This window comes from Dyella japonica A8 (assembly GCF_000725385.1).
Lineage (GTDB): Bacteria > Pseudomonadota > Gammaproteobacteria > Xanthomonadales > Rhodanobacteraceae > Dyella > Dyella japonica_C.
Genome location: NZ_CP008884.1, coordinates 1,797,163 through 1,817,579, shown reverse-complemented (window position 1 = coordinate 1,817,579; position 20,417 = coordinate 1,797,163). Strand labels below are relative to the sequence as shown.

The following is a 20,417-nucleotide window of genomic DNA, read 5'->3' as shown; positions in this document are numbered from 1 at the left end:
ACCGCCTGGCATGAAACCCGGACTGCAGTTTCGCCTCAATCAGCAGCTCACGCTGACTCCACAGTTGCAGCAGGCGATTCGCCTCCTGCAGCTGTCGCAGCTTGAGCTTGAAGCGGAACTCCGTCAGATCGCCGAAAGCAATCCCCTGCTCGAGTTTTCCGACGACAACCCGGAAAACCTCGACGGCGACGAACGCGAGCCGATGGAGTCCATTCCCGTCGCCAGTTCGTCCAGCTCGACCAGCAGCAGCGATACCGTCGACGACGCCGAAGCCCCCGAATGGGGTGACGCCGACTCCGACGGCGGCAGCGACGATCCGGTCGACTTCTCCAACGGCAGCGGCGCCTCCTCGCGCAGCGGCAATGGCAACGCCGACGACGACGGTTTCGAACCGCAGAACGCCGCGCCGGAGACCTTGCAGGAACACCTGCTCTGGCAGCTCAACCTCACGCACATGAGCGTGCGCGACCGCACCATCGCCGCAGTGCTGATCGACGCGCTCAATCCCGATGGCTATCTCACCGAGAGCATGGAGTCGCTCATCGCCGCCCTGCCCGCCGATATCCGGGCGACGCAGGAGGAAGTGGAGTACGTGCGGCACATGCTGCAACGGTTCGATCCCACCGGCGTGGCCAGCGTGGATCTGCGCGATTGCCTTCGCGTGCAGCTCGAACAGTTCGCAGTGGACACGCCACAGCGCGAACTCGCCTTGCGCATCGTGGACGCGGAACTGGAACTGCTGGCGCGCAACGACATCGCGCGACTGGCCCGCAAGCTGCGCGCGAACGAAGACGACACCGCCGCCGCCGCCGTATTGATCCGAAGCCTCGACCCGCGCCCCGGCGCGGCGCTCGACGTCACGCCGGTGGAATACGTCGCCCCTGACGTCTATGCGCGCAAGGACGGCGGGCGCTGGCGCGTCAGCCTCAACCCGGACTGCCAACCGCGACTCGGGCTCAACCAGCACTACTGCGGGCTCATCGCCCAGGCACGCGGCACCGATGCGAGCTGGATGCGCGGCCAGCTGCAGGAAGCGCGCTGGCTCATCAAGAGCCTGGAATCGCGCGCGGAAACGCTGCTCAAGGTGGCCGAAGCCATCGTGCGCCGGCAAAGCGCCTTCCTCGACTACGGCCCCGAAGCCATGCACCCCCTGGTGCTGCGCGAAGTCGCCGAGGAAGTGGGCATGCACGAATCAACGATTTCACGTGTAACTACCCGCAAGTACATCCATACGCCGCGGGGCACGTTCGAGCTCAAGCACTTCTTCTCCAGCGGCGTGTCCACCGAAGACGGTGGCAGCGCCTCGGCCACCGCCATCCAGGCCATGCTGCGCAAGCTGGTCGATGCCGAGGACCCGCGCAAGCCGCTGTCCGACCAGGCCATCGCGGAGGAACTGCACCGCAAGGGCATTCAGGTTGCCCGACGCACCGTCGCCAAATACCGCGAAGCCATGCGTATTCCCAGCTCCAGCGAGCGCCAGCGCGCTGGCTGAACGCGCCTGCCCATTCACTGTGGCAAAGCGTCTCGGGAACTTGGCGGCAAAAAAGGCGTCCCCATACTCATGAGTGAGACGATCGGAAGGAAGCTGTCATGTCGAGCGCGTGAAGGTCTTTCTAACGCGAAGAAAACCTCATAGGCGCATAGTGACTTTCCCTGCTTGGCGAGGAGGCCGGAAAACCCATCCGAAAAACTACTGCTTTCAAAGGTGTGTCGGCCACGACATAAGCGACCGGCGCATCGACCCCAGCCGCACCCGCGGCAGTACTGAAGGAGGCGCAACATGCAAGTTCAGCTCAGCGGTCAGCAGATTGAAGTCACCCCGGCCCTTCGGGATCACGTGAACAGCCGGCTCGACCGCCTCACCCGCCTCGACGAACGCATTCTCGGCCTGAGCATCGTTCTTTCCGTGAACAAGCTTCAGCAGCGCGCCGAAGGCACGCTCTCCGTCACGGGCAGCACCCTGCACGCCGAAGCGCTTGAGAACGACATGTACGTCTCCATCGACGTCCTCTTCGACAAGCTGGTGACCCAGCTGCGCAAACACCGCGAGAAGATCTGCGACAAGCACCAGCGCGCTTCCCGCGACGAGCGCCTCTACGGCTGACCCACCCGGGCCCGCCCCTTCGCCGGGCGGGCCTTCCTCCCGCTTGTTCCCCCGATCCAAGGCATCCGCCGGTGTGAACTGGCACAATGTCCGCGCAGCCACCCTCTTCCGGCGGCGCAAAGGACAAGGCTTGGATAGGCTGACCGCCCGACAACTCTATGACAGCGTTCACGAGCGCATGGCCCTGCGCTGGGTTTCCGGCATGCGCGGCGAATCACGCGTGCTCGAGCAGGCCGCGACGACCACGCGCCGCCCATCGTTGATCGGCTATCTCAACGTCATCTATCCGAACAAGATCCAGATCATCGGTACCGAGGAGCTGAACTTCCTCGACAGCCTGGATTCGCGGCAGCGCTGGGAAGCGATCAACAAGATCGCCGCCTACCAGCCGGTGGCGATGATCGTCACCAAGGACCAGCCCATCCCCACCGATCTGCGCGAGGTGGCGGAGGAAACCAATACCCCGCTGTGGATCAGCTCCAAGCGCGGCCACGAGCTGCTGACCTGGATGCAGTACCACCTGGCGCGCACGCTGGCGCCCAAGATCACCCTGCACGGCGTGTTCCTGGAAGTGTTCTCCATCGGCGTGCTGATCACCGGCGAATCGGGCTCCGGCAAGAGCGAACTTGCGCTGGAACTGATCAGCCGCGGCCACCGCCTAGTGGCCGACGACGCCACCGAATTCACCCTGATCGCCCCCGACGTCATCGACGGCACTTGCCCCGAGCTGCTGCAGGATCTGCTGGAAGTGCGCGGCCTGGGCGTGCTGAACGTGCGCGAGATGTTCGGTCACACCGCGGTCAAGCCCTCCAAGTACCTTCGACTCGTCGTGCACCTGAAGCCCCTGCGCGAAGGGGAAGACACCGACGGGCTCACGCGCCTCACCGGTGATATCGGCCATCGCGAGATCTTCGAGGTGCCGGTGCCGATGATCACCATTCCCGTGGCACCCGGCCGCAACCTGGCCGTGCTGGTCGAGGCGGCCGTGCGCAACCATGTGCTCAAGAGCAAGGGCATCGACCCTGCCCAGACCTTCATCGACCGCCAGGCGCACCAGATGCGCCGGCTGCCTCCGTGGTGACCCATGAGCGAGACGACCTCCAGCGCCATCCAGCAGCCTGACGCGATCCACCTGATCGTGCTCACCGGCATGTCGGGCGGTGGCAAGACGGTAGCCCTGCGCGCGCTGGAAGACCTGGACTTCTACTGCGTCGACAACCTGCCGACCGTGCTGCTGCCGCAGCTGGTCGCCGCGGTGAGCCGGCACGTGGAAGGCAAGCGCCGCAACGTGGCGGTGGGCGTGGACGTGCGCAATCCCAGTGAAGACCTGCAGCGCATGCCGGCCATGCTGTCGGAGCTGGCCGCCGCTGGCGTGCACACCCACCTGATCTTCCTGGACTGCCGCGACGACGTGCTGATCAAGCGTTATTCGGAAACGCGCCGCCGCCACCCGCTGTCATCGCGACGCCTGTCGCTCGCCGATGCCATTGCCGAAGAACGCCGCCTGTTGCGCCCCTTGTCCGCCATCGCCGACAAGGTGATCGATTCCAGCGAACTGAACGTGCACCAGTTGCGCCGCCTGATCGCCACCGGCTACGCCGAGGCCACCGAAGGGCTGACGCTGATGTTCCAGTCGTTCGCGTTCCGCCGCGGCCTGCCGCTGGACGCGGATTTCGTGTTCGACGCGCGCTGCTTGCCCAACCCTCACTGGGATCCGAAGCTGCGCCCGCTGTCCGGCAAGGACGCAGGCGTGCGCGACTACCTGGAAGCCCAGCCGCTGGTCGCCGAGTACTTCGCGGACACGGCCCGCTGGCTCGACACGTGGTTGCCCCGCTTCGAGGCGGACGACCGCAGCTACGTCACCATCGCCATCGGCTGCACCGGCGGCCGCCACCGCTCGGTGTACCTGGTGGAGAAACTGGCCGCCCACTACCGCGCGCTGCGAAACGGCGTGCTTACCTTCCATCGCGAACTCGAGTGATAGCCATGCTGTCCATCCAAACGAAGCGGACCGGCTTGCCGTCATGAGCGTCGGCGTGCTGTTGATGACGCACGAGGCGGTCGGCCAGGCGCTGATCTCTGCCGCCCACCACGTGCTGCCCAAACTGCCCTTGCGGGTGGAAGCGGTCGAGGTGCCCCCGCATGAGGATCCCGACGTGATGCGTACGCTCACGGCCAGGCATGCGCGGGAACTTGACGAAGGCGACGGCGTGCTGGTGCTCGCCGACCTTTACGGCGCCACGCCCTGCAACATCGGGCTGTCGCTGGGCGCGCTCGGGGTTCGGTTGCGCTGCGTGTCGGGACTCAACCTCCCGATGCTGCTGCGCGTGCTCAATTACGCGGAAAAACCGCTGGACGAACTGGCGGAGATCGCCGCCAGTGGTGGCCGCGGAGGAATCTTCATCGACCATGCTTGAAAAAGAGATCGTTGTTTCCAACAAGCTGGGCCTGCACGCCCGCGCCTCGGCCAAGCTCGTGCAGCTCGTGCAGGGCTTCAAGTCCACCGTATGGCTGGTCAGCAAGGGTCGCGAAGTGAATGCGCAAAGCATCATGGGTGTGATGATGCTGGCCGCCGGCATCGGCACACCGCTGCTCGTGCGTGCCGACGGCCCGGACGAGCAGTCCGCGCTCGACGCCGTGGTGGCGCTGTTTGACCGCAAGTTCGACGAAGGAGCCTGAGTGGGCAAGGAGATGACACGCGTGCTTCACCCTGAGGCCGTATTCACGGCCCGGTGGGCTGCGTCGTGCCATCGTTTCCGGTCAGGAATCCACGCGTTGGCGGGATGCCGACGCCACGCGCGGCCGGACCGGCCGCTCCACCATGGAAGGCCCACATGAGACAGGTACTGACAGGCACCACCGCAGCGAGAGGCATGGCCCTGGGCCGTGCCCGCCTGGTGCAGCCCAGTCGCTACCTGGTCGACACGCGTCCACTCAACGAGGACGAAATCGACGTCGAACTGGAGCGCCTGCATCGCGCGCTGGATACCGCCCGCCAGGAACTGCGCGAGCTGCGCGGCAAGCTGCATGGTGCGCTCGCCCGCGAAGTGAACGAGTTCATCGACGCGCACAGCCTGCTGCTCGACGACCCGGAGCTGCTGCGCGGGCTGGATGACCTGGTACGCATTGGCCACTACCGTCCCGGTGCCGCGCTGAAGAAACAGCGCGACCGCCTGGCCGCCGTGTTCGAGGCGATGGACGATCCGTACCTGCGTTCGCGCAAAGAGGATGTCGACCAGGTCATCAGCCGCGTCATCTCCGCCCTGCAGCGCCAGACCAGCCGCGAAGAGCGCAAGCTGGCCGCGCGCGTGGGCGAGATCCTCATTGCCGACACCATTGCCCCTGCCGACATGGCCCACCTGGCCGGCGCCGGCCTGCTCGGCGTGGTGGCCAGTTCGGGCAGCCCGTATTCGCACAGCGCCATCCTGGCGCGCAGCCTCGACCTGCCCATGCTGGTGGGTGCGCGCGACGCGCTGTCGACCATCCACGATGACGACCTGATCCTGCTCGATGCCGAACGCGGCGAGGCCGTGGTGCATCCCACCGCGCAGGATCTGGCCCGCTACCGCGCCTGGCAGCGCGAGGCGGCACAGGAAGGCCGCCGCCTGGCCACACTGGCGAACGCGCCCACGCGCACCCGTGACGGCGTGGATATCCGCCTCTACGCCAACGCGGAAATGCCGCCCGACATCGCCATGGCCCGCGCCCGCGGCGCGGACGGCGTCGGCCTGTATCGCACCGAGTTCCTGTTCCTACGCCAGAAAGGCCTGCCCACCGAGGACGAGCAGTTCATCGCCTACCGCGACCTGGTGCTGGGCATGGGCGGCCTGCCCGTCACCATCCGCACGCTCGACCTCGGCGCCGACAAAGCCGATGCCGCGGGCCTGGTGATACGCGGCGAGGACAACCCCGCGCTGGGCGTGCGCGGCGTGCGCCTGTCGCTGCGCTACCCCGCGGTGTTCACCACGCAGATCCGCGCCATCCTGCGCGCCGCCTGCTACGGCCCGGTGCGCGTGCTGGTGCCGATGGTGACGCAGCCGGACGAGCTGATTGCGGTGCGCACCTTGTTCAAGCTCGCACGGCAGGAGTTGAAGCGCGAGAACATCGACCTGCCCGAAAAGCTGCAGCTGGGCGCGATGATCGAAGTGCCGGCGGCAGCGATCAACGTGCGAGCGTTGCTCGAACACGCCGACTTCCTCGCCATCGGCACGAATGACCTTGCGCAGTACGTGCTTGCCGCCGACCGTGGCAATGACGCGCTGGACAACATCTACAACCCGCTGCAGCCGGCACTGCTACGCCTGCTCGCCTACGTGATCACGGAAGGACGACGCGCGAAGAAAGCGGTAAGCCTGTGCGGCGAAATCGGCGGCGATGCGAACTTCACCGCGTTGCTGCTGGCGCTCGGGCTATGCGAGTTCAGCATGCACCCCAGCCAGCTGCTGCACGTGCGCGATCGCCTTATCTCGCTCGATCATGCCGCGCTTCGCGCGCAGGCGCCGCGCATCCTGCGTGCGCGAACGCACGAGGAAGCGGAAGCGCTGCTGGCCAGCATCACCGGCTGATCGTATTTCGCTTTTCTGTAGGAGCGCACTTGTGCGCGACCGTCGTGCGCCATGGTCACGACGAAGCGCTGCGGTCGCGCACAAGTGCGCTCCTACAGAGTGCGACGGGGCATTAACCCGCGCAAGCGAGAAACGCTTCGATCAACGCGCCGCGATAGCGCTGCCGATGCAGCAACAGCGACAGCTTGCGATGCAGGTCCAGGAACGGCGTGTGCAGCACTTTCAGCCGCCCGGCGGCGACCGCGTCGATCACGGACACTTCGGGAAGGCAGGCAATGCCGAGCCCGGCGATCACCGCCTGCTTGATGGCCTCCGCCTGATCCAGCTCCAGCACGGTTTCACCCGCAGGTAATGAAGACAGGGCCCGCTCGCTCAGGCTGCGCGTGGCCGAACCCGGTTCACGCAACACCCAGCGCGCCCCGGCGAAATCCTCCGGCTCCAGCCGCCGCTTGCGCGCCAACGGATGATCCGGCGAGGTGCACACCGCCAGCACGTCGTCGCGCCACGGGCGGACTTCCAGCGATGGATGCGCCACCGGCCCTTCGACACAGCCAAGCTCCAGCGCGTGATCGAGCATGGCCGCCACGATCTCCGCCGTGTTGGACACGCGCAGCCGGACCGACACATGCGGATGCGCCCGCACGAAGGCGCCCAGGAGCTCGCCGACCCGATAGTTGCCGACGGTATTGCTTGCGCCGACGCGCAACTCGCCACCCAGCTCGTCGACACCACCGCTGCCCACGCGGCCGAATTCGGCATAGCGCTCCAGCAACTCCTGCGCGAGTGGCAGCAATTCGCGCCCGCGGGTGTTGAGCCGCAGGCGCCCCCGTTCGCGAGCGAAGACAGTGGTATCCAGCTGCCGCTCCATTTCCGCCAGGGCCATGCTGGCGGCGGGCTGGGTAAGGTGCAGCGCCTCGGCGGCTGCCCGCACGCTGCCGAGGCGTGCGATTTGCACGAACACCTCGAGCTGGCGCGGGCTGATGTTGATCATCAGCTTATTTTATAACAATCATCAATAATTCAAAATTTTCTTGATGGATGGCGGAGCGGACAATGGCGCCCATTGCAGGAGAGCCCCGTGAACACCACCGCCATCGCCAGCCCGGCCACCCCTACCCTTTCCCAGCGCCTGCCCGGCCTTGGCCTATCCCTTCTGATCGCCCTGGCGGCACTGGGGCTGGGAAAGCTCGCCCCGCTGATCGGCGGCCCGGTGTTCGGCATCGTGCTGGGCATCCTGGTGCGCAACACGGTGGCGCCGGGCGCCCGCTATGCCCCGGGCATCCAGTTCGCCGGCAAGCAGGTGCTGCAGTGGTCGATCATTGCCTTGGGTTTCGGCCTGAGCCTGGACCAAGTCGCCAAGACGGGGCTGGAATCGCTGTCGGTGACGCTGGTGACCATCACGGTGGCCTTCCTCACCGCATGGCTGCTCGGCCGCTGGCTGAAGGTGCACGACAAGCTGAAGATCCTGATTGGCGTGGGCACGGCCATCTGCGGTGGCTCGGCCATTGCCGCGGTGACGCCCATCATCAAGCCGGACGAGCACGACACCGCCTTCGCGATTTCCACCATCTTTTTGTTCAACCTGGTCGCGGTGCTGCTGTTCCCCCTGCTGGGCCATCTGCTTCACCTGTCGGATCTCGGCTTTGGCCTGTGGGCGGGCACGGCGATCAACGACACCTCGTCGGTGGTGGCCGCCGGTTACAGCTTCAGCAAGGAGGCCGGTGACTACGCCACCATCGTCAAGCTGACGCGTGCCACGCTGATCATCCCGATCTGCCTGATCATCGCCTTCGCCACCGCCTGGAAGCAGAAGAAGCAGGGCGCCAGCGATTTCAGCCTGGCCCGCATCTTTCCCTGGTTCATCCTGTGGTTCCTGGTGGCCTCGGGCATTCGTACGGCAGGTCTGGTGCCGGTCGCGCTCCAGCCGCTGCTGCACATGGCCGCGGAGTTCCTGATCATCGTGGCGCTGACGGCCATCGGCCTGTCCGCCAACCTGCGCAAGATGGCTTCGACGGGTGCGCGCCCGATCCTGCTCGGCCTGGGCGTCTGGGCGGCGGTATCGGTGAGCAGTCTGCTGGTGCAGTTGGTCATCGGGCAGCTCTGACGGCAGCTCTGACGGCACCTCAGCGATACCAGGCCGGCAGGGAGGATCGCGGGCGGCGATGAAACTCAGCGTTGTTTCATCGCCTGCATATGCGCCACCAGCTCCTGCTTATTCGGATCGCCGCCGAACTTTGCCATGAAGTCCGCGATCGTCTGATCGAGTCCCTCGCGCGGTTGCTCCTTCTGGATGGTGGCGCGGTAGAACCATCCGCTCGCGCTGTCCGGCCTCAACTGCAGCAGTTTGTTGGTGGCGGCCCACCCCTTGTCCCAATCGTGGGTTTCGTCCACATAAAGGTGGCACAAGGCGTTGAGCGTCCAGCCATCGGAGGGATTCCGGCGCACGGCCTCCTCCAGATCATCCGCGGCCTGTTTCACGTCACCCGAAGCCCGGTACGCCATGCCACGCGCGACATAGGCATCCGGATCCTGCGGCCGCAGGCTCACCAGCGCCTTGCCCTCGGCCAGCGCCCATTCCTGCTGGCCGCTATCGGCCAGATCGAGCGCCCGGAGTATGCGCGGCTCGATGGCATCGCGACTGAAGCGGATTTCTTCGGAGCGATAGATCAGCGAGAGCGGAAGCGCGTGATGGTTGCGCGTCGACACGGCCGCACTGCGCAGCATGAGCCTTGGAGCGGCTTCATCGAACAGCTGCTGATAAACGTTCTTCGCCGCCGCGTAGAAGTCCTTTTGCGCCGTCGGTGACGCCCTGGGGTCATCAACGCGGACGCAGTTGCAGTCTTCTATGGCCTCGTCGCCACCGGTGCGCTGGGAAAGCAGTAGTCGCAGCAACGGGTTCTGGTCGGCATGCGCCTGGGCATCGCTGACGAGGCGCTGCATCGCTTCGACACTGCCACCCCACTTGGGCTGGTTTATCCAGACCAGATTCGCATAGATGGAATAGTTGGCCGGATCGTTGGCCAGTCCCTGCTCACCTGCGTGGGCCGCGTAGGCGCGGTCGCCCTCCAGCCCGGCCACGTAGATCATCGACGAATAGGCTGGCGTCACCTTGGGATCCCGCTTGATCGCCTCGTCGAGATCCGCGCGCGCCAATGTCAGCAGGCGCGACATGGCCTCAAACGAAGCTGGCGACGTCCGGGAGGCCACCTCGGCACCGCGCTGCTTTTGCGCCATGGCCGCGTACGCCATGCCACTGGCCGCCAGCGCGTAAGCACTGTGCGGTGACTGCTTTTTCCAGGCATCGAGCAGCGCACGCAGGTCGTCGCTACCGTCGTCGAAATCGGTGAAGTACGTGCCTTCCAGCCGATCATGCGCGCCCAGCGTCGACAGCGGAGCCGGCCGGGCCTTGCCGAGCCGCCGGTCGAGCTCGGCAGCCTTGCCGTGTTCGATCAGGTCGCGCGCCTCGGCCAGGGAGACGACAGGGTCGAACTGATAGTGGCAGTACGCGGCAGTAACGGCTTTCGTCCAGTTCACTCCTGGCAGATCCGGATAAGCGAGGCAACGCTGCAGCGGGTCGCTGATCTGTTCGGCGGCGCGGGCGGCTTCCAGGAAAGGACGGTACAGATTCCTGTTGAAGGGCCAGCGCGACGGCGGCGGCGTGGCCTGCGCCGCAGGCGGCGCGGGCGCTAAGCCCTGTGCCTGGCATACGCCACCAGCGATAGCCATCAACGCCCATGCCGGGCACCACAACCAGCGAGTCCGGGACATCATGTCTCCTCCTGATGGCGCACGGCCCACTGCCGCCGGCCGAGCATAGGGCCAGGCGAAAGCCTCGTTCTGTGAAGCGGCGCCAGCCACGGCGCCCTGGCGGGGCTTTCCATGGGCAGGCCGGTACGCATTAGGCTTGGGCGTACGGCGGACAGCTCCGCCGCCAGTCAACCAAGGTATCGACGATCATGCTGCTGAACGGTCATTGCCATTGCGGGAACATCGCCTTCGAGCTCACCTGGGAGCCCGACCCCGTGGAGATCCCCGCGAGGGCCTGTGATTGCTCTTTCTGCACTCGGCATGGGGCGGTTTGGACGTCTGTTCCGGATGGCCGTCTGCGCGTCGCCTTGCGTGATCCAGTCGCGGTCAACCGCTATGCCTTTGGCACGGGTACCGCGCATTTCCTGATCTGCAACCGATGTGGTGTCGTTCCGCTGGTGACTTGTACGGTGGATGATCGGCTCTATGCCGTGGTCAACGTCAACACCCTGGACGACATCGACCCGCGCCTGCTCAATCATCGGCCCGCAAGCTTCAGCGAGGAGGATGTGAGTTCGAAACTCGCCAGGCGGCAAGCGAACTGGATTGCCAACGTCAGCTTCGTCGAACGACTGGACTGACGAGGCGGGTCAGCGCGAGGAAGCCTGTTTCAAAAGCGGCAGCGGCCCCGCCAGATTCGCGGCCATGGCGTCGGGCAATCCATGCCGGGCGATGATGTATTCGGGCGCATTGCAGGCCACCCATGTCGCACCTTGCCCGTCATCCCAGACGAGCGCCTTGAGCGGCAGATCCAGTCCGGCCAGCGACTCCTGCTGCATCAACGGCGTGCCGGCTTTCGGATTGCCGAAGATCAGCATCTGCTCGGTGCGCATGGCAAGTCCTGCACGTGCCGCGTCGCCGCTGAAATCGATGTGTGCAAAGACCGTGACGCCGTGCGATTCCAGCGCCTGCCGCAACCTGTCGATGGTCGTCGCCACATCGAAGGCCGAAGGGAATTGCATGATGCCGTTGCGGGTTGGGCTGGACATCCCGATGCCTCGTCGCGCCTGGAAGACGCGCCATGCTCCGCCTCGTGGCGTCAATCCGGTGCATGCAAAGAAGCGCCCCCGGCCCACACCGTAGGGCGCCATACAGCTTGTCGCTTAGAGCCTCTTCATGATCTCGCCGTAGCACCTTGCTTCCCCTCACCGTCATTCCCGCGCAAGCGGGAATGACGGTGAGGGAATCTGGTGCTTGAAGGCGATTGTGAGCAGGCTCTTGGAGGTCAGCGCATGCCGCCACCAGCGTAGAGCTGCTCGCCGGTGAGCCAGTACGAGTCGTTCGACGCGAGGAAGGTCACGATGGAGGCGATGTCATTCGGCTGACCGATGCGGCCCAGCGGCGTCTGCGCGATGGCGCCCTGGTGGAAGTCCGAACCGATGAAGCCTGCCGCATGCGTGCCTTCGGTTTCGACCATGCCCGGATTCACCGCGTTCACGCGGATCTTGCGCGGGCCCAGTTCGCGCGCCAGCACGCCGGTAATGGCGTCCACCGCACCCTTGGTACCGGTATAGACCGCACTTTCCGCCGGCACGATGCGTGTCACCAGCGAGCCGATGTTGATGATGCTGCCACCGTCGTTCATATGACGCGCGGCTGCCTGCGTGGTCAGCAGCAGGCCGAGCACGTTGACGTTGAACTGCTTGTGGAAGTGTTCTTCGGTGATGGCGTCGAGCGCGCCGAATTCGTACACGCCCGAGTTGTTCACCAGGATGTCGAGGCGGCCGAACTGGGACACCGCGGCATCGGCGAGCGCCTTGGCGTCCGCTGCCTTGGAGACGTCGCCACCCACGGCCACGGCCTTGCCGCCCGCCTTGGTGATCTCGGCGACCACGGCCTCCGCGCCGGCCTTGCTGGAGGCGTAATTGACCACCACGGAGGCGCCTTCGGCGGCCAGCGCCTTGGCGATGGCGGCGCCAATGCCCTTGGATGCGCCGGTAACGACAGCCACTTTACCTTTGAGCTTGCTCATGACGGGACCTGTTCAGGGTTGGGAGAGGGGTGCAGGAGAATGATTGAATTCCAATAGTTCGAAACATACGAACTTATGAACTAACTTTCAAGTGCTGCTAAAATGAGCACATGAGGCCCCTGACCCACCCCTCCATCGACGACGTGACCGTGGAAGGCATCCTGCATGCCCTCTCCGACCCCGTCCGCGCGGCCATCTACTGGCAACTGTCCTGTGCGGACAGCGCCAACACGTGCTCGGCCTTCCTGAAGATGGAGGACCGGTGTATTCCCAAGTCCACGCTATCGCAGCACTTCCGTGCCCTGCGTGAAGCCGGCCTGATCCGCAGCGAACGCCGTGGCGTGGAAATGCTCAACACCACGCGTTGCAGCGAGATCGAGCAACGCTTTCCGGGGCTGTTGCCTGCGATCAGGAACGCGCAGAGCATTCAGTGCGCCGCGCGCAAACAGGACGTTGAACCAGCCCTGGCTGCCGGCCAGCACGCGCGCGGCGGCTGAAATCCGATCGAATCAAGCCGCCCGGATCTCCCTGGAAACGCTGGCTTTCAGGCCTTGCCCTGCTCCACTAGCGTCAGGGCGACCTTGTCGCGAAGATAGACCGGCAAGGCCTGCTCCGGCGCATGGGCGCGGCCCGCCGCGAACTCGCGCGCGGCCAGTTCGGCAACATGGCGCGCCTGCGGATAGCGCGCGCCTTCAGCCGAGAGCAACGGACCGGTAAGGCGGGGACGCAGCACATCGGCATACGTCGTCCAGCCCGTGCCCACCACGTGCCATGCATGGGACGGCGACAAGATAAGGGCTTCGGGCGTGCAGACGCGCTCCTCGTCGAGTTCGACGAGGCCGCCGTTGCCGTCACTGCGATAGCTGGCGGCGTAGATCTCGCCCATGCGGGCATCGATCACCGCGAGGATGCTGGCATCGTCCTCGGGGGCTTCCAGCGCCAATGCGGCGAGGGATGACACCGTCACCACCGGCACATCGAGCGCCAGCGCCATGCCCTGCGCCAGCGAGATACCCAGCCGCACGCCGGTAAAGGCGCCAGGGCCGCGGCCCACGGCGATCACGTCTAGCGCGTGGCGGCCCAACCCGGCTTCCGCCAGCAGGGCATCGGCCATGGGCAGCACCAGTTCGGCATGGCGGCGTGGCGCCAGCTCGCTGCGGGCGATCACTTCGTCGCCGTGGATCAGTGCGACGGAGCAGGCTTCGGTGGAGGTTTCGATGGCGAGCAGGTTCATGACCGCTCCATGATAGCCGGCTGGGCCGGCGCAGGCATGCTGGCATACCAGTCGATGCGCCGGGTGAGGTACATCAGCAGGGCCACGGTGAGCACCAGCACGATGGCGCCGATCAACAGCGCATACGCTTCCGCCGCCAGCACGACGTAGAGCATGGCGTAGACCAGGGCCAGGGCACCGCCCAGCAACAGGCCCGCCCGACGCGCGCCCAGCACCGCCATCGCGTAGCCCGCGATGATCGATACCACGGACGCCGCCGCGATCGCATAGGCCAGCCCGAAGCCGATCTGCTCGGACAGCGCCAGCAGCAGGACATAGAACGACGTCAGCGCCGCGCCCACCAGCAGGTATTGCACGGGATGCACGCGCAGGCGCTTGAGCACCTCGAACAGGAAAAACGCCACGAAGGTCATGGTGATGAACAGCAACCCGTATTTGCCTGCGCGCACATTGCGCTGGTAGACGTCCACCGGCTGGAACAGGGCCACGCCAAAGGCGGCGTCATGCACGGCAGTCTCCACGCGCGTATCGCTGGCGTGCCATGACTGGCCGAACTTCCGGTTGAGATCCAGCAGGTGCCAACGCGCCGAGAATCCCTCAGGATTCACGGTACGCTCGATCGGCAGCGCCGCACCGATAAAGCTTGGATCTGGCCATGGCGCGTGCATCGTCACCTCCGTGGTCCGCGCCAGCGGCAACAGCTGCAGCGACTGCGTTCCCGCCAGGCGAAGCTTCACCGAGAAGTCGACCGGCTGGTCGTGCAACGATGCCAGGTCCAGCGGCACGACGATGGTAGACGACGCGCCACCGAACGTCGCCGCCGACGATGCGAAGCGTTGCGGCCTGCCGTTGATCCGCAGCTCGGTCACTTCCTGCAGCCCGCGCAGATCGCCCACGACCAGGCGCAGCTCCGCCTTTTCCTCGGCCCAGACCGCCCCATCTGCCTGCCGTGGCTGCGCGATGTCCTCGGGCATGAAGCGCCCCTGCAACTGCACCGTCGATGCGAACACCGGCGCTTCGTAGATGCCATAGCGACGCTTGTCCACCGTCATGTCCACCACGGCATTCACCGTATCCGGCAGGACATACGTGGTATCCGCCCCCTCGCGGACTTCACCGGAGGGCAGCGTTATCACCTGGCGCGACGGCACCGCGAGCACGAGCCCGCCAAGCGCCTGTTCCCCGCCCCAGCCCTGCGCGATCTGGTCGATCGCCTCCCGTCGCATGCCCTGTCGCTCTTCCACCAGCGATTGCACTTTCCACAGTGGCAGCAGCATCAGAAGCGCCAGCAGGCCCACGCCAAGCACCTTGGCGGTCCAGCCCTTCAGCCAGTGTCCCATGACAGATTCCCTCGTATCGGAGCCTGCATCACAACGTCCACGCGGGTGGACTGGCGGGCCGTGCGGGGGCAGGCAGCCAGCGAGTTGTGGCAGAACGGGGACGCAAGTCGTTACCCCTGAGGTAATCGCCTGGGTGCGCGGCGGGCCGCAAGCTGTGCCCACACCAACGAACGGAGACACAGCCATGACCCACCAGGCCCACATCCTCGCCGAGCGCTATATCGCCAGCTGGAATGAAACCGATGCCCTGCGCCGCCGCAGCCTGATCGAAGACACCTACGCCGAGCACGCGCGCTACACCGATCCGATGGTGGATGCGAAGGGCTGGCAGGCGATCGATGCCACCGTCGCCGCCGTGCAGAACATGTTCCCGGGGCATCGCTTCGCGCTGGCCGGCGTGGTCGATGCACACCACGACACGCTGCGCTTCCAATGGCATCTCGCCGCACCGGGTGCCGATGAGCCCCTGGTGATCGGCTTCGACGTCGCCTCGCTGGAAGACGGGCGCATCCGCCAGGTGTTCGGCTTCCTCGACAAAGTGCCGCAGGTCATCTGACCCATCCGCGCGGACGGCCGCCGCCGTCCGCGCCCACCGGAGACATCACCATGCCGAACTTCACCACCAACGATGGCGTCACCCTGGCCTATGAAGACTGGGGCCATGGCAAACCCGTGCTGTTCGTCCACTCATGGGCGTTGGACTCGCAGATGTGGGCGCCGCACATGCTGCACTTCAACGCGCTGGGCATGCGCACCATCGCGATGGACCGCCGGGGACACGGCCGCTCCGAACGACCGTATGGCGGCTACGACTACGACCGTCTCGCGGATGACCTGGCGGCACTGATCGAACACCTGGACCTGCGCGAACTGACCTTGATCGGCCACTCCATGGGCACGGGCGAATGCGTGCGCCTGCTCTCCCGCCACGGCAGCGAGCGCATCGCGAAAGTGATCCTGCTGTCGCCGGTGGCACCCTGCTATCTCGATGCCGACGGCCTGCCGCTGCCCGCATCCACCGTCGACGCCGCACTTGCCGCCATCCATGCCGATTTTCCGCAATGGCTCGCCGAAGGAGCCGACGGCTTCTACCTGCCTGCCGAAACGCATACCAGCGAAGGCGTGATCCGTCGCACCATCGACATCATGCTGGGCACATCGCTGCATGCCGCCACCGAATGCTTCCGCACCCGGGTGGGTGCCGACCTGCGCGACGAGCTGCGCCAGATCGACGTGCCCATGCTCGTCATCCATGGAGAACGCGACGTCAGCGAACTCGTCGCGTTCGGTCGCGCCATCGCCGGCATGGTGCCCGCCTGCCGGTACCTGGAGTACGCCGACGCGCCACATGGCATGTTCCATACCCACCAGCGTCCCTTGCTCAAGGACATGCAAGACTTCATCGGTGCCAACGCCCATGCATGACTCCCGGCGCACGGCAATGCCGCCGCACCATGGGATCATCGACGCGGCGGGGCGATCACGGCCCGCCCATTCCCTTCAGGAGCCAGTGCATGAATGCTGTGGCGATCCAGCAACGCCCCGTGGGTGATCTGCTGCGCGAATGGCGGCGCCATCGCCGCCTGAGCCAGCTCGATCTCGCCAGTGGCGCGGAGATTTCCACGCGCCATCTGAGCTTCATGGAATCGGGCCGCTCGCAGCCCAGCCGCGACATGATCCTGCGCCTGTCCGACTATCTGGACATCCCCTTGCGCGAACGCAACCAGCTGCTGGTTGCTGCAGGTTTCGCGCCGGTCTATCGCGAGCGCACCATGGCCGACCCCGCGTTCTCCACCGTACTGGGCTCGATCCGCCTGCTGCTGAAGGGGTTGGAACCCTATCCTGCGCTGGCCGTCGACCGGCATTGGAACCTGGTCGAAAGCAACCAGGCCACACAGCGCCTGCTCACCGGGCTGGTGCCGCAGTGGCTGACGCCGCCGATCAATGTGCTGCGCGTGAGCCTGCATCCCGATGGACTGGCGCCGTATATCCGCAACCTGCCAGTGTGGCGCGCGCACCTGCTGGACCGCCTGCGTCGGCAGATCGAGGCGACGAACGATGCGACGCTGGTGTCCTTGTATCAGGAGCTGCGCAGCTATCCAGGCGATGATGCGACGGCCCACGGCATTGTTGCGGGCGATATCGCCGTACCCATGGAACTCGCGTTGGGCGACACGGTGCTGTCGATGTTGAGCACGACCACGGTATTCGGTACGCCGATGGACGTCACGCTCGCCGAGCTGGCGCTGGAAGCCTTCGTGCCGGCGAATGAAGCGACGGCCGGGATCTTGCGCGAAATGGCGGTGCCGGTAGACGGAACGGATGCCTGAGTCTCAGGAAGGCGGCTGCCAGAGTTCGATCCGCGTGCCTTCCGGATCCATGATCCGCAGGAAGCGACCATATTCGCTATCTTCGATCTGATCATCCATGGTCACGCCCGCTTCCTGCAGCTGGGCGAACAAGCCATCCAGATCGTCCACCCGGAAATTGATCATGTAGGGCTGCGTGCTGGGCGCGAAATACTTGGTGTCCGCGGCGAACGGCGACCAGATGGTGTAACCCGGATGGGCCGGATCGTCATCGAAACGCACGCCGCCCCACTCCTCCACCCCCAACCCCAGATGCTGCGCGTACCAGTCGGCCAGTGCGCCGGGATCGCGCGCCTTGAAGAAGATGCCGCCGAGACCGATGACCTTGGCCATGTTCGTGCCCTCTTCGGGAAAGGTGATTCGCACCATCATCCTGCCGGCGAAGCATGGATGCCAGTGCCCGGGATGCGTCCTGCGCCCTAGCAAGGACCGAGCCGGGCGGATCTATGGCGAGTCTGCGGTGGCGCACACGTGCGCTCCTGCCACAAGGCAAGCTCAGGCGGGGGCGGACACTTCGTCGTCGAAGAAGGCCTGCACGTTCGCCAGTTCCTTCGTGCGCGGCATGGCGGGAAGCGAATTCAGGAACAGACGCCCATATCCCTTGGTGGTGAGGCGCGGATCGCACAGCACCAGCACGCCGCGATCATGCACGTCGCGGATCAGGCGGCCCGCGCCCTGCTTCAAGGCGATGACCGCGCTGGGCACCTGCCAGCCCATGAACGGGTTGATGCCCGATTGCTCCAGCGCTTCCAGCCGCGCCTGCAGCACCGGATCGTCCGGCGAGGCGAACGGCAGCTTGTCGATCACCACCACGCTGAGCGCTTCGCCCGCCACGTCCACGCCTTCCCAGAAGCTCGCCGCGCCCAGCAGTACGCCGTGACCGCTGTGGCGGAACTCTTCCAGCAGGCGATGCCGCGGCGCACTGCCCTGCACGAACAGCGGCCACGGCACGCGCTCCTGCAATAGCTCGGCCGCGCGCCGCAGGGCGCGGTGGGAGGTGAACAGCAGAAAGGCGCGACCATGCGAGGCGTGCAATACCGGCAACACGGCTTCGATCACGCGGTCGGTGTAATCGCGCGCGGAAGGATCGGGCAAACCCGAAGGCAGGTAGCAAAGCGCCTGCTTCGCGTAATCGAAGGGGCTTTCCACCTGCAGGGTCTGCGGATCTTCCAGCCCCAGCTGGCGCGCGAAGTGATCGAAGCTGGAAGACACCGACAAGGTTGCCGAGGTGTAGATCCACGCCGCCTGCGTCTGTTCGCGCATCGCGCGCAGGGGCGCCGCCAGATCGAGCGGCGTCGCATGCAAGGCGAAGCCGCGCGGAAACAGCTCGTACCAGCGCACGTCACGCTCGCTGTCGCGCTCGGCGATGCGGTCGAGCCGTTCGCTGATCAACGCGGCGCGCTCGTGTGCGTTGGCGAAGCCGCGCGAGCGCTCGGCCTGCGAGGCCAGCACGTCGGTCAACGCGGCCAGCACTTCGCGCAGATCGTGCAGCGCGTCGCCGATCTCGCGCTTGGCTTCCAACTGGTGGAACGGGCCACGCTCGGGCAAGGCATCCATCGCGAGGCGCAGCCGGCGCACCGCGTCCTGCATGGCCTCGACCGGCTCAAGCACCAACCCGATCGCACCGGTGACGCCATTGCATTCGCTCAGGCTGTCCTGCGCGAGATCGGTGAGCTGGCGGGCGCTGATGCTTTGCGAAAAGAACTGCCCCGCGAGCTCGGGAATCTGGTGCGCTTCGTCCAGGATGAAGGCGCTGGCGCCCGGCAGGATTTCGCCGAAGCCTTCCTGCTTGAGCGCGAGGTCGGCGAACAGCAGGTGGTGGTTCACCACCACCAGATCCGCTTCCTGTGCCTCGCGGCGTGCCTTGATCACATGGCAGTCGTCGTAGAACGGACATTCCACGCCCAGGCAGTTCTCCGGCGTGGAGGTGACGCGCGGCCACAGCGGTGATTCCTCGGGAACCTCGGCCAATTCCGCGCGGTCGCCACGGCGCGTGCGTGCCGACCAAGTGCGTATCGTCGCCAGCTGCGAGGCCTGCGTGCGATCGAAGGTGGCGCCTTCGCGCACCGTCTGGTCCAGCCGGTACAGGCACAGGTAATTGGAGCGTCCCTTGAGCAGCGCCATTTTCAGGCGCGCATCCAGCACCGAGCGCACGCGCGGCAGGTCGCGGAAATACAGCTGGTCCTGCAGCGCCTTGGTGCCGGTGGACACGATCACGCGCTCACCCGACAGCAGCGCCGGAACCAGGTACGCAAAGGTCTTGCCGGTGCCCGTGCCGGCCTCGGCAATCAGCGTCTCGCGTTCGGTGATGGCGTGCTGCACCGCGCGCGCCATCGACTGCTGCGCGGCACGCGGGGCGAAATTGGGCAACTCGCGGGCGAACGGGCCTTCCGTGCCCAGCAGCGCGGCGACGTCCTCTTGATCGATCATCCGCGAAGTATCGCCGACCGGAGGCGCGGGCGCGAATGTCCTAGAGTCTGGGCAAAATCTCGCGGAACGCGCCTATTCCCCTCATCGTCATTCCGGCCTGCGCCGGAATGACGGTGAGGAAAAATGAACGCTCAGGCGAGACTTTGAATAGACGAATAGACTGCATAGGCCTTCAACGCGGAGCCTCGCTATGTCCTCTGGGATCACCGGCATCGGCCAGATCGCTGTCACGGTCAGCGACGTCGATGCGGCGCTTGCGTTTTACCGCGACATCCTCGAGCTGCCCTTCCTGTTTCGCCCGGCGGCCAACCTGGCCTTCCTCCAGGCCGGCGGCGTGCGATTGATGCTGTCCACGCCGCAGGGCGCCGGCACCGTAGGCGGCAATTCCGTCCTTTACTTCAAGGTGGCGGACATCGAACACCAGTTCCGCCGCCTGCTGGACCGCGGCGCCGTGGGCGAGCGCGAACCGCAGGCCACGGCGGAGCTGTCGGACCACACGCTGTGGCTGGCGTTCCTGCGCGATCCGGACGGGAACCTGGTGGGGCTGATGGAAGAGCGGCGGCGCTAGGCGCAGCGCGCCGCAGAAACTGTGGGAG

22 protein-coding genes are annotated in these 20,417 nt (G+C 65.8%); 14 read left to right on the top strand and 8 right to left on the bottom strand.

Annotation, left to right across the window (positions count from 1 at the left end; genetic code table 11):
• The first annotated feature begins 10 nt into the window (after positions 1-10).
• The 7 genes from HY57_RS07430 (at position 11) to ptsP (ending at position 6,669) form a co-directional block, all read left to right on the top strand.
• On the top strand, positions 11-1,492 hold the full coding sequence (locus HY57_RS07430) for an RNA polymerase factor sigma-54 (protein WP_019466405.1): 1,482 nt from the start codon (positions 11-13) through the stop codon (positions 1,490-1,492).
• Positions 1,493-1,780: 288 nt separating this feature from the next.
• Positions 1,781-2,104 (top strand): ribosome hibernation-promoting factor, HPF/YfiA family, encoded by a 324-nt coding sequence (gene hpf / locus HY57_RS07425; RefSeq protein WP_019466404.1) that lies wholly within the window; start codon positions 1,781-1,783, stop codon positions 2,102-2,104.
• A 130-nt stretch (positions 2,105-2,234) separates the two neighbouring features.
• Complete coding sequence (gene hprK / locus HY57_RS07420; RefSeq protein WP_026034123.1) at positions 2,235-3,185, top strand: HPr(Ser) kinase/phosphatase; 951 nt, start codon at positions 2,235-2,237, stop codon at positions 3,183-3,185.
• A gap of 3 nt (positions 3,186-3,188) precedes the next feature.
• Entirely contained in the window at positions 3,189-4,085 is an 897-nt protein-coding gene (gene rapZ / locus HY57_RS07415; RefSeq protein WP_019466402.1) for an RNase adapter RapZ, read from the top strand.
• Between the two features lie 43 nt (positions 4,086-4,128).
• Positions 4,129-4,521 carry a PTS sugar transporter subunit IIA gene (locus HY57_RS07410; RefSeq protein ID WP_019466401.1) on the top strand — a complete coding sequence of 131 codons (393 nt, stop codon included), beginning with the start codon at positions 4,129-4,131 and terminating at the stop codon, positions 4,519-4,521.
• Complete coding sequence (locus tag HY57_RS07405; protein WP_019466400.1) at positions 4,514-4,783, top strand: HPr family phosphocarrier protein; 270 nt, start codon at positions 4,514-4,516, stop codon at positions 4,781-4,783. Before HY57_RS07410 ends, HY57_RS07405 begins: the two co-directional genes overlap by 8 nt.
• Positions 4,784-4,938: 155 nt before the next feature.
• The gene (gene ptsP, locus HY57_RS07400; protein ID WP_026034122.1) at positions 4,939-6,669 is read left to right on the top strand and encodes a phosphoenolpyruvate--protein phosphotransferase; all 1,731 of its coding nucleotides are present in this window, start codon (positions 4,939-4,941) and stop codon (positions 6,667-6,669) included.
• A gap of 112 nt (positions 6,670-6,781) precedes the next feature.
• Here the strand turns inward: ptsP and HY57_RS07395 are convergent, their stop codons facing one another.
• Positions 6,782-7,660, bottom strand: coding sequence for a LysR family transcriptional regulator (locus tag HY57_RS07395; protein ID WP_019466398.1), 879 nt, complete (start codon positions 7,658-7,660; stop codon positions 6,782-6,784).
• 87 nt (positions 7,661-7,747) lie between these two features.
• On the opposite strand from HY57_RS07395, the gene HY57_RS07390 reads away from it, so the two are divergent.
• Positions 7,748-8,773, top strand: a complete 1,026-nt coding sequence (locus tag HY57_RS07390) for a YeiH family protein (protein WP_019466397.1) — start codon at positions 7,748-7,750, stop codon at positions 8,771-8,773.
• 65 nt (positions 8,774-8,838) lie between these two features.
• Here the strand turns inward: HY57_RS07390 and HY57_RS07385 are convergent, their stop codons facing one another.
• A complete protein-coding gene (locus HY57_RS07385) occupies positions 8,839-10,440 on the bottom strand; it encodes a tetratricopeptide repeat protein (protein WP_081500701.1) in 1,602 nt (533 codons plus the stop codon).
• Between the two features lie 185 nt (positions 10,441-10,625).
• Here HY57_RS07385 and HY57_RS07380 point away from each other — a divergent pair, with 185 nt between their 5' ends.
• A complete protein-coding gene (locus tag HY57_RS07380) occupies positions 10,626-11,057 on the top strand; it encodes a GFA family protein (protein ID WP_026034121.1) in 432 nt (143 codons plus the stop codon).
• A gap of 9 nt (positions 11,058-11,066) precedes the next feature.
• Here HY57_RS07380 and HY57_RS07375 read toward each other — a convergent pair whose 3' ends face one another.
• Complete coding sequence (locus tag HY57_RS07375; protein ID WP_200873908.1) at positions 11,067-11,567, bottom strand: DUF302 domain-containing protein; 501 nt, start codon at positions 11,565-11,567, stop codon at positions 11,067-11,069.
• Between the two features lie 134 nt (positions 11,568-11,701).
• Positions 11,702-12,448 (bottom strand): glucose 1-dehydrogenase, encoded by a 747-nt coding sequence (locus HY57_RS07370; RefSeq protein WP_019466393.1) that lies wholly within the window; start codon positions 12,446-12,448, stop codon positions 11,702-11,704.
• Between the two features lie 110 nt (positions 12,449-12,558).
• Between HY57_RS07370 and HY57_RS07365 the strand changes: the two genes are divergently transcribed.
• A complete protein-coding gene (locus HY57_RS07365; protein ID WP_019466392.1) occupies positions 12,559-12,945 on the top strand; it encodes an ArsR/SmtB family transcription factor in 387 nt (128 codons plus the stop codon).
• A 47-nt stretch (positions 12,946-12,992) separates the two neighbouring features.
• Here the strand turns inward: HY57_RS07365 and tsaB are convergent, their stop codons facing one another.
• Complete coding sequence (tsaB, locus tag HY57_RS07360) at positions 12,993-13,682, bottom strand: tRNA (adenosine(37)-N6)-threonylcarbamoyltransferase complex dimerization subunit type 1 TsaB (RefSeq protein WP_019466391.1); 690 nt, start codon at positions 13,680-13,682, stop codon at positions 12,993-12,995.
• Positions 13,679-15,022, bottom strand: a complete 1,344-nt coding sequence (gene creD, locus HY57_RS07355; RefSeq protein WP_019466390.1) for a cell envelope integrity protein CreD — start codon at positions 15,020-15,022, stop codon at positions 13,679-13,681. Before creD ends, tsaB begins: the two co-directional genes overlap by 4 nt.
• Positions 15,023-15,206: 184 nt before the next feature.
• On the opposite strand from creD, the gene HY57_RS07350 reads away from it, so the two are divergent.
• From HY57_RS07350 to HY57_RS07340, 3 genes are all read left to right on the top strand, one after another.
• On the top strand, positions 15,207-15,578 hold the full coding sequence (locus HY57_RS07350; protein WP_019466389.1) for a nuclear transport factor 2 family protein: 372 nt from the start codon (positions 15,207-15,209) through the stop codon (positions 15,576-15,578).
• A 50-nt stretch (positions 15,579-15,628) separates the two neighbouring features.
• Entirely contained in the window at positions 15,629-16,447 is an 819-nt protein-coding gene (locus HY57_RS07345; RefSeq protein WP_019466388.1) for an alpha/beta fold hydrolase, read from the top strand.
• Between the two features lie 89 nt (positions 16,448-16,536).
• The gene (locus HY57_RS07340) at positions 16,537-17,352 is read left to right on the top strand and encodes a helix-turn-helix domain-containing protein (protein WP_019466387.1); all 816 of its coding nucleotides are present in this window, start codon (positions 16,537-16,539) and stop codon (positions 17,350-17,352) included.
• A gap of 3 nt (positions 17,353-17,355) precedes the next feature.
• On the opposite strand, the gene HY57_RS07335 is transcribed toward HY57_RS07340, so the two are convergent.
• The gene (locus tag HY57_RS07335; RefSeq protein WP_026034120.1) at positions 17,356-17,724 is read right to left on the bottom strand and encodes a VOC family protein; all 369 of its coding nucleotides are present in this window, start codon (positions 17,722-17,724) and stop codon (positions 17,356-17,358) included.
• A 162-nt stretch (positions 17,725-17,886) separates the two neighbouring features.
• Positions 17,887-19,821 carry an ATP-dependent DNA helicase gene (locus HY57_RS07330; protein ID WP_019466385.1) on the bottom strand — a complete coding sequence of 645 codons (1,935 nt, stop codon included), beginning with the start codon at positions 19,819-19,821 and terminating at the stop codon, positions 17,887-17,889.
• A 190-nt stretch (positions 19,822-20,011) separates the two neighbouring features.
• On the opposite strand from HY57_RS07330, the gene HY57_RS07325 reads away from it, so the two are divergent.
• Positions 20,012-20,389: a VOC family protein gene (locus tag HY57_RS07325; protein ID WP_019466384.1), complete on the top strand. Its 378-nt coding sequence runs from the start codon at positions 20,012-20,014 to the stop codon at positions 20,387-20,389.
• Positions 20,390-20,417 lie beyond the last annotated feature (28 nt).